We start from the raw sequence: 12,499 nt of genomic DNA on the forward strand, positions 1-12,499 counted from the left end.
CTATATTTGCACCTCGTAAACCACAAGGGGTGGTTGACGATATTCATTCAAACAAAAAACTTATGAAATCACTAGAGATTATAGGGTTTAAAAGAGCAAATCTCGATGGTGCAGAACTGAAGCAAATCCGTGAGGAAGGAAATGTTCCTTGTGTGGTTTATGGACCTGCCATCAAAGAACAAATCCATTTCTACTCTCCAGCCATCCTTTTCAGAGACTTGATCTACACACCGGATGTGCATATGGTAGACCTGAATGTAGAGGGCACCAAAATGAAAGCAGTTTTGAAAGACGCACAGTTCCATCCTGTTTCTGAGGTGTTATTGCATGCAGATTTCTTGGCCTTTTCTGAAGACAGACCCATCAAATTCGAAATTCCTGTAGAAATCGTCGGAACTTCTCCAGGTATCCAAAAGGGTGGTAAATTAGAGATAAAGACCAGAAAGCTTGCAGTTAAAGGATTGGCTTCCAGCTTACCGGATAAAATCCAAGTGGATATCTCTGGCTTAGATTTAGGAAAATCTTTTAAAGTAGAAGAATTGACAGCAGAAGGTTTTGAAATCCTTACTTCTCCAAATGTATCAATCGTTACCATCGGTATACCGAGAGCACTTAGAGGCAAAAAAGTTGAGGAGTAAAATCCAAAAATGTATAATTTCAAATCCTGCTTATGCTTTAAGCAGGATTTTTTATTTTAGTCATCCTTAATAATAATTCATCCATGAAATACCTGATTGTAGGTCTCGGAAACATAGGCCCTGAATATGAATTGACGAGGCATAATGTTGGATTTCTTACACTTGACCGTTTGGCTGATAAATTGGGCGCTGAATGGAAAAGTGACCGCTTGGCATTCACAACTCATAGCAAATACAAAGGCCGGCAAATCCACCTGATCAAACCATCAACATACATGAACCTTAGCGGAAAAGCGGTAAACTATTGGATGAAAGAACTGCATATCCCCAAGGAAAATATCATGGTGATCGTGGATGATGTAGCCTTACCATTTGGCAAATTAAGGATGCGTGCCAAAGGATCTGCTGCAGGACATAATGGGCTCAAAAATATTGAAGCCATGTGCGGAGGACAGGATTACCCCAGGCTCCGGTTTGGAATTGGGGATGATTTTCCAAAAGGAAGACAAGTGGAATATGTCCTTGGGCGCTGGACACAACAGGAGATAGATGAGCTTCCTGTTTTTATGGATAAAGCCATTGAAATGTGCTTGAGTTTCTGTACAATCGGTATCCAAATGACCATGACGCAGTTTAATGATTAAATTCTATGTACCAGGTACCAAGTACAAGGAAGCAAGTACTTAAAACAATGTACTAATTATCATGTATTTCCCGAACCCATAGCTTTTTTTCTCTTGAGCAATGCATATAGACTTGAAAAAGTAAGAAAAAACAAAGATGAATATGTTGGGGAATTTGTTTTTAAACTTAGACTGACTTTTATTTGTAACCACTTCAGGAAACTGATTTATAAAGAAGAGGCGAGAGAACAGGCTCCAAGACCCTCTGGCAACCATCCAACCATATGGAAAGGTGCCAAAACCTGCCCAAAACGGGAGCTATAAATTAGATGATATGACAATAAGGGAAATATTTTTGTACCAAGTGCCAAGTACCAAGTACCAAGTAGCGAGTACCATGCCTTGGAAAAAGTTGTGCTTTTACAACAAATCTTTCAGATTTTTTAATCTCTTGATTTCCTTTAAAACAGTTTTGATTTTTATTTCAAAGGAAGGATGTCTTTTAATGGTCAAATCTATACCATTTTACTATCCAAATTTTAATCGACCCAACAAGTTATTCACTAATTAACCAAACATCTGATATGCCCCATTTTGAAACAGAGGCCATCCGACTCAACAGTACCAAATCCAATCAAAGGGAACACTCCTCTCCTATTTACCTGACTTCATCTTTCACTTTTGAAAGTGCGGAAGAAGCCAGACAAATGTTTGCAGATGAGATAGAAGGGAACATTTACTCCCGTTATGCCAATCCAAATACAGCAGAACTTATCCAGAAGGTCTGCGCAGCCGAGGGTACGGACGATGGGGTAGCTACTGCATCAGGAATGGCAGCGATGTTTGGAAGCATGGCTGCACTCCTACAGCATGGGGACCATATTTTGGCTTCCCGTTCCCTTTTTGGTTCTACCCACCAACTACTCACCAAAGTGTTTCCCAAATGGGGTATTTCCTCCACTTATGGGGATATTGCAGATTTTCAAAATTGGGATAAATTGGTAAAACCCAACACCAAAATGCTTTTTCTAGAGACTCCATCCAATCCAGGACTGGAAATCATTGACCTGGAATGGGCAGGAAAATTTGCAACAGCGCATGATTTGATTTTGGTGGTAGACAATTGTTTCGCTACGCCCTATTTGCAACAACCTGCCAAATGGGGCGCTCATATCGTTACGCATTCCGCTACCAAATTTATCGATGGACAAGGACGTGTTTTAGGCGGACTGATTTTGGGTCAACAATCACTCATAGATGAAGTAACCTATTTTGCAAGGCATACCGGGCCCTCCATGTCCCCATTCAATGCCTGGGTCTTGTCCAAAAGCTTGGAGACTTTGGCCGTAAGAATGGATAGGCACTGCGCCAATGCTTTTAAACTGGCAGAATATTTCAAGGACAATAAAGCATTGGAATTTGTCAAATATCCCTTTTTACCAACCCATCCCCAATATGACTTGGCCATCAAACAGATGAAGGCTGGTGGAGGTATTGTTACCCTGACGCTAAAGGGCGGATTGTCCAGGGCGATAAAGTTCATCGATAACCTGCAAATGTTGTCCATCACGCCCAACTTGGGTGACAGCAGGAGCATTGTCACCCATCCAGCATCCACCACCCATAGCAAGCTAAGCGAAGAGGAGAGAAAAAAGGTAGGCATTACCGATGGGCTTATTCGCGTTTCCGTAGGTCTTGAACACCACGATGACATCATACAGGACATAGAAAGAGCGCTCGAAAAATCAAAATAAAGATAAATCAAAAAATACTTACGGCAATTTGTAGCATAAAACAAAGTTTCTTCGTCTTCATAAAGTAGATCAAATCCAAAAACTATGAGATTCTTTGTTTTATCCCTTGGATGCCTTTTCCTTTTGGCCGCTTCCTGTAATCCTCTTCAAAATACCGATATTGGACCTGTGGAAGCCAATGTAAGACAAATGACCAATTCTGAGAACGAATTGGTACAGAGCAATGTCGATTTTGCCCTGAGATTCTTTCAGGAAATGGAAAAAGAAAACCTTGACAATTACTTCACAGGCCCATTTAGCATTCACCAGGCCCTCTCGATGGCTATGAATGGAAATGAAGGGGAAGTATTGCAGGAATTTTTAGAAGTCCTTGCCTTTCATGGTTTAAGTAAAGAAGAAGCCAATCAAACTGTCAAAAGTCTGACAGAATATTTGATGAAAGTAGATCCTAAGGTAAAAGTGAATATTGCCAATGGGATTTGGTATAGAGAAGGGCTTCAAGTACAGACTACCTTCAAAGAAGCCATGAACACTTACTATAATGCCAATGTAAGTACTTTGGATTTTGAACAGCCCAATGCCCATCAGATCATTAACAATTGGATTGCTTCTCAGACGAATGACCTCATTAAAGACATTTTGGATGGAATACCAAGAGATGCAGTCATGTACCTTGTCAATGCCATCTATTTCAAAGGGGATTGGAAGTATCAATTTGAACCTAAAAACACCAAAAAAGAACCATTTTATCCGGAAAATGGAAGCAGTGTTCAAGTAGATATGATGGATTCTTCGGATAAAATCAAAATAAATATAGGTGGCAATAATAGGGTTAATTACTTCGAAATCCCTTACAGCACCGGTCAATACCAAATGGCCATTATCCAGCCTAAAAATGATAACCTACAAAACATAATTTCTGAAATTACCCCTGAAAACCTGAACTCATGGTCCAAAAATTCCTTTGAAAGCGAAGTAGTTCTAAAAATGCCCAAATTTAAAATCAAACATAAAATTGAAAACTTAAAGGAACAATTGATGGAAATGGGGTTGGTACAGGCATTTACTCCTAATCAAGGAAATTTCACCAAATTGTTTGAGGGAAACCTTCCCCCTTTAATGATTTCAAGAGTTATTCATGAAGCATTGATAGAAGTAGATGAAAAGGGAACAGAGGCCGCTGCAGCCACTGTGGTAGAAGTAGTTTTGACCTCTATGCCGGCAGGTCCAACTCATATAACACTGGACAAACCCTTTTATTTCCTCATCAAAGAAAAAAGTTCAGGAGCTGTTCTGTTTATGGGGAAACTTGGAAACCCTTCCCTACTGTAAAACAAATTCGAATCTTTAAACAAAAATGGGTTCAAAAAGACATAGGTCAAAAATCTTCATTCTTTATTTTTTGCCATTGTTATTTGGACAATGCATAGGTGATGACGCTTTTGACGCCGAGCAGGAATTTTGCTCGGCTGTCCAAAAAGAAGCATACCAAAGCTTATTGCCCCTCACTGACAGGTTTCTCACGCAACTATCGGGAAACTTATCTGATGTAGAAAAATTAGAAAAGTTAAATGACTGGCTATCACAAAAGACCTGTATAGTGCATACTGAGGTCTCTTGTGTTTCCTGCATGTTCTCTTTACCCCCTCAGAGCAGGGTTCTTGTTACATTCTCCAACAATGGACAATCAGCCCATAAAGTCCTGGACATCCTCATGAGTGATCCTCCGAGAGTTGCGAGAATTTTTGAAAATAATTTTTCTGGTAACTGAAATTATATAGTCATGATTTTACCTGAACTATTACTACTTATTTCTAAATCTCTCCTGTTTTTCAGAGGATAAGTTGCCCCATGAGGTCAATCACCTCGTTTTCTAGATTTCTCCTCCTTCGTCGTACCAATGACAGATTACCGGAACTGTCACTCTGAGAGAAGCGAAGGGTCTCCAAAATTTTAGGGGATCCTTCATCCTCGTTCCTCGGATTCAGGATGACGGTACGGGATGTCATTGCCTCTCTGTAAATGCAAAATTCTAAAAACTCAGCATGACGGGTAACATTGCCATTACGCTTACTTTACATTTCCCTAAATGTTATAATCTCGAAACAAGGTGAAGCCTTTGAAAATATTTGACCATCTGAACTTTAAAAAGTTTTACCCCTTAATGAACCCCTTAAATCCCTAAACTCTAAATGGTTCAAAGTCTCCAACACCCGACTTCCGACCTCCGAAATATCTTGAGTCTTATGTCTTGTTTCTTGTTTCTTATATCTAATCTCTAAGTTTTATAAACTTCTTAAAAGCATTGATCAAACCATTGGTAGAGGCATCATGGCTGGTAACCATTTGCTCATCTTGTAATTCAGGCAAAATGGCATTGGCCAATACCTTACCCAATTCCACACCCCATTGATCAAAACTGAAGATATTCCAAATCACGCCCTGTACGAAGATTTTATGTTCATACATGGCAATCAACTGCCCCAAGGTATAGGGAGTGATCTGCTTGACCAAAATAGAGTTGGTAGGTCGATTACCTTCAAAAACCCTATGAGGAGCTATTTTTTCGATCTCCTCAGCAGATTTCTCTGCTTTGCCCATTTCTGCCTTCACTTCCTCCAAAGACTTACCGTTCATCAGGGCTTCCGTCTGGGCAAAGAAATTGGAAAGCAATTTGACATGATGATCCCCAATTGGGTTATGGGAAATAGCAGGTGCAATAAAATCGCATGGTATCAAATGGGTTCCTTGATGGATCAACTGGTAAAAGGCATGTTGACCATTGGTGCCAGGCTCTCCCCAGATGATGGGTCCTGTGGTATAGCTTACCTTTGCACCCTCCCTGGAAATGTATTTCCCGTTTGACTCCATATTTCCCTGTTGGAAATAGGCTGCAAACCGGTGTAAATATTGATCATAAGGGAGAATCGCTTCAGAACTGGCTCCCAAAAAATTGGTGTTCCAAATACCAATCAAAGCCAGAATCACGGGAATATTTTCACCAAATGCAGCATTTTTAAAATGCTGATCCATGGCATGCGCCCCGGACAACAACTTTTCAAAATTTTCAAATCCAATGGCACAGGCAATGGAAAGACCAATTGCGGACCAAAGCGAATACCTTCCACCTACCCAATCCCAGAATTCAAACATATTCCGAGGATCAATACCAAATTCAGCTACTGCTTTGGCATTGGTTGATAATGCTACAAAATGCTTGGAAACTGCAGACTCATCCTTGGCCTGGGCCATAAACCATTTTCTGGCGGTATAGGCGTTGGTCATGGTTTCCTGCGTAGTGAAAGTCTTGGAAGCTATAAAGAAAAGGGTAGTCTCCGGATCAACCTTTTTCAAAGTTTCTGCCATATGGGTTCCATCCACATTGGATACAAAAAATACTTCCAGATTAGGGTTTTGATAAGGTTTAAGCGCTTCTGTCACCATGACTGGACCGAGGTCTGAGCCACCAATTCCAATATTGACCAAATATTTGATAGGCTTTCCTGTATACCCTTTCCAGGTACCTTGGGATATTTTGTCAGCAAATACCTTCATTTGAGCCAATACTGCATTGACATCCGGCATTACATCTTTTCCATCCACATGAACAGGAGTATTGGAACGGTTTCTCAATGCCGTATGCAAAACAGCCCTACCCTCTGTCCCGTTGATTATTTTACCGGAAATCATGGAATCAATGGCTGATTTGAGGTCTACTTCATCAGCCAAAGCAATAAGGGCATCAAAAATATCCTGATTGATCCTGTTTTTTGAAAAATCAACCAAGATCTCTTCCTTTTGGAGGGAATATTTCTCAAACCTTGAAGTATCTTGAAATAAATCTTTTATATGAAGTCCCTTGTACTGCTCATTTAAAGCGGACAATTTCCGCCAAGCTTTGGTACATGTAGGATCTATGTTTTTCATGTTGATTGGTTTAATAGGATTAACCCTGCAAAATTAGAATATAAATTGAGGTGAAAAAAAATATCAATGAAATTGAATGGTTAAGAATAGTAGCATATTGGTTAACATACATTTATGACATTTAGGATTTTTTCAGCTATTTTAATACTTACAATCCCAAAAGACCATGTGTGATACCTTAATAGCTTTACCTTCTTTTACGGCTCAAAACAATCTGATCTTTGCCAAAAATTCAGACCGTGAACCCAATGAGGCCCAAGCATTAATTCATATCCCCAGAAAGAAGCATATGGCTTCCACACTACAATGTACCTATATTGAAGTCCCACAAGTGCAGGAAAGCTATGAGGTAATAATTTCCAAACCATTTCAGATGTGGGGGGCCGAAATGGGTATCAATGAATACGGTGTGGTCATCGGCAATGAAGCAGTATTTACCCGGGCTACCATAAAAAAAGAAAATTCCGGCCTGACAGGAATGGATTTGCTGAGGATTGCCCTGGAACGCTCAAAAACTGCCTATGAGGCCATTCAGCTAATCACATCATTATTGGAAAAATACGGTCAAAATGCTTGTGGAGGTTATAAAAACAAGGACTTTTTTTATCATAACAGCTTTATAATTGCGGATACTGACCAAGCTTATATCTTGGAAACTGCCGGGAAATCCTGGGCACTTAAAAAAATCAAAGAGGCAGGTTCTATTTCTAATGGGCTTCAAATAGGAGCAGAATATGATGAAATTCATTTGGTTGAAGAAAAGCTGGTTTTCCCTTTTAATCTCTTACCAAAACCTCAGCCCTTTTCATTCAGGGATTATTTTTCAGACTTTCTGTACACAAAAGTGGGCAGTGCTAAAAAGCGACAAAGCTGTAGCTTTGGGCTATTGCAAAAAGACAAAGGTTCGCTTACCGTGGAAAAGGCAATGATCATTTTGAAAACACATGAAGCTCCTGATCCTGATTTCAATCCAAAAAAAGCCAGCACGGCATCTTTGTGTATGCATGCAACTGGATTGACTAACCCAAGTACCACAACTGGAAGTATGGTCTCCGAAGTCAGGAAAAACGGTCTGGCTACAATTTGGCTGACCGGCACTTCCATGCCCTGTCTTTCGATCTTCATCCCGTTTTTTATGGGGACAAAAACCCTAGGAAATTTTATTGCGCCGGGAGCTACAGCTGACACTTCCCTTTGGTGGAAAGCAGAACTCATCCACCGCTGGATCTGCGAAGATTATCAGTCAAGAAAACCAGTAATTCAAAATGAACTTCAAGCCCTACAAGAATCATTTTTGAACCAAGAAGCCGATTTACTTGCTGCAGTTCCCACCCTATCTGAATTAGAAGCCTTTAGCAACACCTGCCTCCTGAAGGTTGAGGAATTGTATGATAAATGGTATAAAAAAATAAACCCTTCCGTTAATCAATTTTGATCCTAAAAGGACCTGCGGGTAATTCTTCGGAATTGTACAAGTTGACTTCCGGATTATCTGCCCAGGCATATCGTATTTCAGTGATATTTAGGACCTGTGGATGGCTCACCGACACCTTATCCCTATCAATTATTTTAGTTTTGGCAGGATAAAATGTTCCTGTTTCATCGCTGATAATAAATCCCTTTACTTCCTGTCCTGAAGATATGGTCAAGCCTTCACCTACATGCTCAAAAATTAACTCTACTGCTGTTCCTTTCTTTTCAAAACCCTGTATCACTGGTCCTGAATATACCACATCTTGTCCATAGGCCACTTTTTGGGCTGCCCTCCAAAGTCTCATACCTACATCCCTTTTATTCCGAGGATGGATATCCTTTGCATCGCCGATATCAATAGAAACTGCCATACCGGTGTTGGGCAAATCTAAAGCTTGAGTCTGCGCCTCCCTTAAATACGCCCAATTGGATTCGGGCTGTACTTCCTTCCTTTCCATATAATTGGCCAATTGTACAAAAAGAAATGGAAAATCGTTTATTTCCCATCGCTCCCTCCAATTGCTTATCATCGTTTCAAATAAGTCCCTGTAATGTTGGTGGGTATCCGTATTACTTTCTCCTTGATACCAAATCACTCCCTTGATCGGGTACTTTACTATGGGCGCAATCATGGCATTGTACATCATACCTGGCAACCAATGGTGCCTTTCTACCACAGGTAGGTTTTCCTCTATATGGTTATTGTACTTCCACTCCCCTTCTAAAGAAATCTTTCTATCCCCCTGTCTGAGGAACATCTCCCCTTTTTTTCCCAGTTGAGCTTGGTTATTCCAAGTATTTACCACTCTAACTACCAGAATATTCTCCCCTTCATTCAGCATACTTGAGGGGATTGGGTATTCACGGACAGCATCTCCAAAATCTTTAAGGAACAATCGGCCTCCATTGATATAGACATAAGCCATCTGTTGAATATCACCCAGATTAAGTCGAATATTTTGCTTATTCGAAATGGTGAAATTCTTTCTAAACCAAGCAATATCACTAAATGGATTATCCTCAGGTAATTGAACAACTTCCCAGTCGCTATCGTCATAGTTTGGGTTGGCAACGCCTTGGATCTCTCCATTTTGGGTAGCCAAGACAAGATCATTCCTTTTTAATTCCCTAATTTTGTTGTCTATGACCTCCTGAATCCAAAAATCTTGTCTTTCAATAATATCAGTTGCCTTATCTTTATAAAATTCATTTTTCAATAAGGCTTCGGACGCAGTCCAACCTTCTGCAGGTGTACCTCCCCAATTACTTTCAATAATACCTACTGGTACGCCTTGCTCCAAGTGGAGTTGCTTCGCAAAAAACCAGGCTACTGCAGAAAAATTAAGGATATTGTCCGGGTCCGCTTTACGCCATTCCCCTCCTCTAATATCAAACTTTTCTTGAGCATCATAATCATGGGGGATCTTAAAGAAGCGGATCAAAGGATAATCCGAATCAGCCAATTCTTGCTGTAAACCTTTAACCTGGGCACTCATTACCCACTCCATGTTGGACTGTCCTCCAGCCACCCAGACATCTCCTACCTGTATATCATAAAACTTCCTATCATTGATTTCCAATTCATATGGCCCCGAAGCAGGCAAGGGGTCAAATTCTATTTGCCAAGTTCCATCCTTGGCTACCTTGACGGACTTTTCCTCAGTATTGAAAGCCGCTACTACCTTTTGACCTGGTACTCCCTTCCCCCATATCCTAATAGGTTGGTGCCTTTGAAATACCATATTGTCAGTAAAAAACTTTGGTATTTCCACCTCTCCTATTTCTCCACTTGAAGAACAGGAGAAGTTAAAAAACAGGGAAATGACTAATGCAACAACAGCCAACGAATTTCTCATAGAATTAGGCATTTGGAATCTATCTGTTCTAATGAATTGTTTTATTTACAAATTTAAAGTGTATGACCGCTTAAAATCAAGCCATCTTTCATGGCTTTTAAATGGGTTGTTACTTTCCCATCTTCTCCCACTTCACATACCCTGTAACCTGGCAAGGGGGATCCCCAGCTGCCTCCAAAATGTCCCGACCATAAATAAGGTTTTTTACGGTTGCGCATGATCCCATTCACATCATGGTCATGTCCATGAAAAATTGCCCGCACATTTGGATAAGCCGCTAAAGTCTCCAAAACCTTCTCGCATGAAATGCCATGTAAAGTCCAATCATTTTGTGAAATATGGATAAATACAAACACATGGGAAAGATTTTTAAACTCCTCTAAACTTGATTGAAGAAAATCGACATCAATACATAAATAATCCCCAGCCTCATTGGAACTATTTGCTAAAACCATACCGTACTGCTCTTTGACTACAAAACGATGATCAGAAGGGATGCCCCATATACGTTCCCATTCACTTTCGGAAATCCGGTCATGATTACCTTTTACTGGATAATAAGGAATTTTCAATTTATCATACACTTGCTTTACCTCTGGCATCCATATAGGGTCATCATGGATCAAATCCCCATTGAACACCACAAAATCAACTCCATTTTCTTCTTGAATGGCCTGAATAAGGGTTTGATGAATATCCTCGTATGGCGTATTGGGCTGTCCATAATGTCCATCCGAAGCTATGATAAATTTAAGTTTGGGATTTTCGGGAAAATCCATTTTCCCATGATTCAAAAAAGGCATAAGGCTAGTCATTGAAGTGAGCAATGATATTTTTTTTAGAAATGGCCGTCTTTTCATCAGCTGTAAATTTGAATGAAATATTGTATCAAAATCCCTACTAAAATAGCAATTCCGAAACTCAATAGCGTACCAATTAGAATATATTCTGTCAATTTACGGTCTTTTGCCTCTTTTAAATCTCCAAATCTAAAGATAGACTTCGCCGCAATCAAAAATCCTACTCCTTCCCAATTGTCACTTATAATAAATACGAAAACTAAAACCCTTTCTAAAATCCCTATGATTTTTCCCGCATTTACCAATGAGTTGTTTTGATCTTCAGCAATCTCGTTTGCTAAACTTTGCAAGATTATACTGATTACTATAGGGGACGCTAAGGAAATAAAAGCCAATCCTAGAATAATCAGCCAAATAATTTGTAAACTGATTTCTAAAAATGAAAAGTCTATCGGCCCTTCTAAATAAAGGAGTAAACCTAAAATAACACCAAAGTGAAGGATTTGGTCAATGAAAAACCAGCTCGTCCTGGTGTCATTTTTTTGGAAGATTAATTTTAGCCAATCAATATGAAAATGGCTTATCGCTATAAAAAGAGCGTATGGCCAAAACCAAATTTCCCATACAAACAAAAGTGCCAGTACACCATGAATGATACTATGGACATAAAGCTGCCAAGATTTCCCTTTTTTCTTTTCTTTCGCCAATACCCAATTTTTAGACTGGAACAAAAAATCTCCAATCATATGGGCTAAAAGTAATTTGATCAAAAAAATCATTGTAGATATGTTTTCAATTTTAATCTAAAATGCTGCTCCAGTTCCATGATTTCATACGCATGCGCCCTTTGAATTCTACCACTGACAGATTGCTGTTCAATCTGTAATTGCCTAGCTATATCATCTTGCTTAATTTTAGGATTATGCAGTAAAATCTGCATAATTTCAGATGAACTTATCGTCCAATCATCCATTAAAATTAAAGCAAACTTAAGTAATAAATTAAAATCTTGATCAAAATCGGACCATTCTGAGCGTATAACCATATTCACTGGTATTTTCTTTAGGGCCTCAAACCCTTCACCTGAATAAATATGCGCTATACCCATTCTTGCTCCTAACTTTTCTTTTTTGGTTGCACCTTCTCCTATTCCAATACTTAACCTGACATCTACTGTTGACTTCCTTTGCTTTTGGGACTTGACTCTGATAGATTTTATAGTAGATTTTATGCTTAAAGCTAACAGTAACGCCTCAATTGGATGATCCAATTCAACTTGAAAGCTATCCCCTCTATAAACATCCCAATCATTTTCACTCACCCCAAAAGAAGATAATAGCTCCCGAATAGGCGCTAGCCAATACTGCATATCCCCTAAGGATCTTGACTTGATAATATCTCCCGTTATTACAGCTATCATACTAAATA

The 12,499-nt window shown here is 39.5% G+C and carries 11 protein-coding genes and 1 riboswitch; of the genes, 6 read left to right on the plus strand and 5 right to left on the minus strand.

Translation table 11 applies throughout. The features are described 5' to 3' along the window. The first annotated feature begins 62 nt into the window (after positions 1-62). The 5 genes from QZT73_RS16770 to QZT73_RS16790 all read left to right on the plus strand — a co-directional run bounded on the left by QZT73_RS16770 (position 63) and on the right by QZT73_RS16790 (position 4,786). A complete protein-coding gene (locus tag QZT73_RS16770) occupies positions 63-638 on the plus strand; it encodes a 50S ribosomal protein L25/general stress protein Ctc (RefSeq protein ID WP_291789387.1) in 576 nt (191 codons plus the stop codon). Positions 639-721: 83 nt separating this feature from the next. Further along, the gene (gene pth / locus QZT73_RS16775; protein WP_291785441.1) at positions 722-1,282 is read left to right on the plus strand and encodes an aminoacyl-tRNA hydrolase; all 561 of its coding nucleotides are present in this window, start codon (positions 722-724) and stop codon (positions 1,280-1,282) included. Positions 1,283-1,485: 203 nt separating this feature from the next. Continuing rightward, positions 1,486-1,588: riboswitch (SAM riboswitch) on the plus strand. A gap of 257 nt (positions 1,589-1,845) precedes the next feature. Continuing rightward, positions 1,846-3,015 carry an aminotransferase class I/II-fold pyridoxal phosphate-dependent enzyme gene (locus QZT73_RS16780; RefSeq protein ID WP_291785444.1) on the plus strand — a complete coding sequence of 390 codons (1,170 nt, stop codon included), beginning with the start codon at positions 1,846-1,848 and terminating at the stop codon, positions 3,013-3,015. 84 nt (positions 3,016-3,099) lie between these two features. After that, the gene (locus QZT73_RS16785) at positions 3,100-4,347 is read left to right on the plus strand and encodes a serpin family protein (RefSeq protein ID WP_291789390.1); all 1,248 of its coding nucleotides are present in this window, start codon (positions 3,100-3,102) and stop codon (positions 4,345-4,347) included. 25 nt (positions 4,348-4,372) lie between these two features. After that, positions 4,373-4,786, plus strand: a complete 414-nt coding sequence (locus tag QZT73_RS16790; protein ID WP_291785449.1) for a hypothetical protein — start codon at positions 4,373-4,375, stop codon at positions 4,784-4,786. Positions 4,787-5,286: 500 nt separating this feature from the next. Here QZT73_RS16790 and pgi read toward each other — a convergent pair whose 3' ends face one another. Then, positions 5,287-6,942 carry a glucose-6-phosphate isomerase gene (gene pgi / locus QZT73_RS16795; RefSeq protein WP_291789393.1) on the minus strand — a complete coding sequence of 552 codons (1,656 nt, stop codon included), beginning with the start codon at positions 6,940-6,942 and terminating at the stop codon, positions 5,287-5,289. 166 nt (positions 6,943-7,108) lie between these two features. Between pgi and QZT73_RS16800 the strand changes: the two genes are divergently transcribed. After that, positions 7,109-8,377: a C69 family dipeptidase gene (locus QZT73_RS16800; protein WP_291789395.1), complete on the plus strand. Its 1,269-nt coding sequence runs from the start codon at positions 7,109-7,111 to the stop codon at positions 8,375-8,377. On the opposite strand, the gene QZT73_RS16805 is transcribed toward QZT73_RS16800, so the two are convergent. The 4 genes from QZT73_RS16805 to QZT73_RS16820 are packed head-to-tail and all read right to left on the minus strand — an operon-like array spanning position 8,364 to position 12,491. Beyond that, positions 8,364-10,271, minus strand: coding sequence for a sialate O-acetylesterase (locus QZT73_RS16805; protein WP_291789399.1), 1,908 nt, complete (start codon positions 10,269-10,271; stop codon positions 8,364-8,366). The two genes, QZT73_RS16800 and QZT73_RS16805, sit on opposite strands and share 14 nt — an antisense overlap. Positions 10,272-10,324: 53 nt before the next feature. Then, positions 10,325-11,131, minus strand: a complete 807-nt coding sequence (locus tag QZT73_RS16810; RefSeq protein ID WP_291785461.1) for a metallophosphoesterase — start codon at positions 11,129-11,131, stop codon at positions 10,325-10,327. After that, the gene (locus tag QZT73_RS16815) at positions 11,131-11,850 is read right to left on the minus strand and encodes a DUF3307 domain-containing protein (RefSeq protein WP_291785464.1); all 720 of its coding nucleotides are present in this window, start codon (positions 11,848-11,850) and stop codon (positions 11,131-11,133) included. Before QZT73_RS16815 ends, QZT73_RS16810 begins: the two co-directional genes overlap by 1 nt. Then, a complete protein-coding gene (locus QZT73_RS16820) occupies positions 11,847-12,491 on the minus strand; it encodes a hypothetical protein (RefSeq protein ID WP_291785467.1) in 645 nt (214 codons plus the stop codon). Before QZT73_RS16820 ends, QZT73_RS16815 begins: the two co-directional genes overlap by 4 nt. Positions 12,492-12,499 lie beyond the last annotated feature (8 nt).

Origin of the sequence: Cecembia sp. (genome assembly GCF_007126775.1) — a bacterium.
In the GTDB taxonomy this organism is placed as follows: Bacteria; Bacteroidota; Bacteroidia; order Cytophagales; family Cyclobacteriaceae; genus Cecembia.

Coding starts and splice junctions, on each gene's coding strand:
- QZT73_RS16770 (WP_291789387.1), top strand. CDS start 63: ATGAAATCACTAGAGATTATAGGGTTTAAAAGAGCAAATCTCGATGGT.
- pth (WP_291785441.1), top strand. CDS start 722: ATGAAATACCTGATTGTAGGTCTCGGAAACATAGGCCCTGAATATGAA.
- QZT73_RS16780 (WP_291785444.1), top strand. CDS start 1,846: ATGCCCCATTTTGAAACAGAGGCCATCCGACTCAACAGTACCAAATCC.
- QZT73_RS16785 (WP_291789390.1), top strand. CDS start 3,100: ATGAGATTCTTTGTTTTATCCCTTGGATGCCTTTTCCTTTTGGCCGCT.
- QZT73_RS16790 (WP_291785449.1), top strand. CDS start 4,373: ATGGGTTCAAAAAGACATAGGTCAAAAATCTTCATTCTTTATTTTTTG.
- pgi (WP_291789393.1), bottom strand. CDS start 6,942: ATGAAAAACATAGATCCTACATGTACCAAAGCTTGGCGGAAATTGTCC.
- QZT73_RS16800 (WP_291789395.1), top strand. CDS start 7,109: ATGTGTGATACCTTAATAGCTTTACCTTCTTTTACGGCTCAAAACAAT.
- QZT73_RS16805 (WP_291789399.1), bottom strand. CDS start 10,271: ATGAGAAATTCGTTGGCTGTTGTTGCATTAGTCATTTCCCTGTTTTTT.
- QZT73_RS16810 (WP_291785461.1), bottom strand. CDS start 11,131: ATGAAAAGACGGCCATTTCTAAAAAAAATATCATTGCTCACTTCAATG.
- QZT73_RS16815 (WP_291785464.1), bottom strand. CDS start 11,850: ATGATTTTTTTGATCAAATTACTTTTAGCCCATATGATTGGAGATTTT.
- QZT73_RS16820 (WP_291785467.1), bottom strand. CDS start 12,491: ATGATAGCTGTAATAACGGGAGATATTATCAAGTCAAGATCCTTAGGG.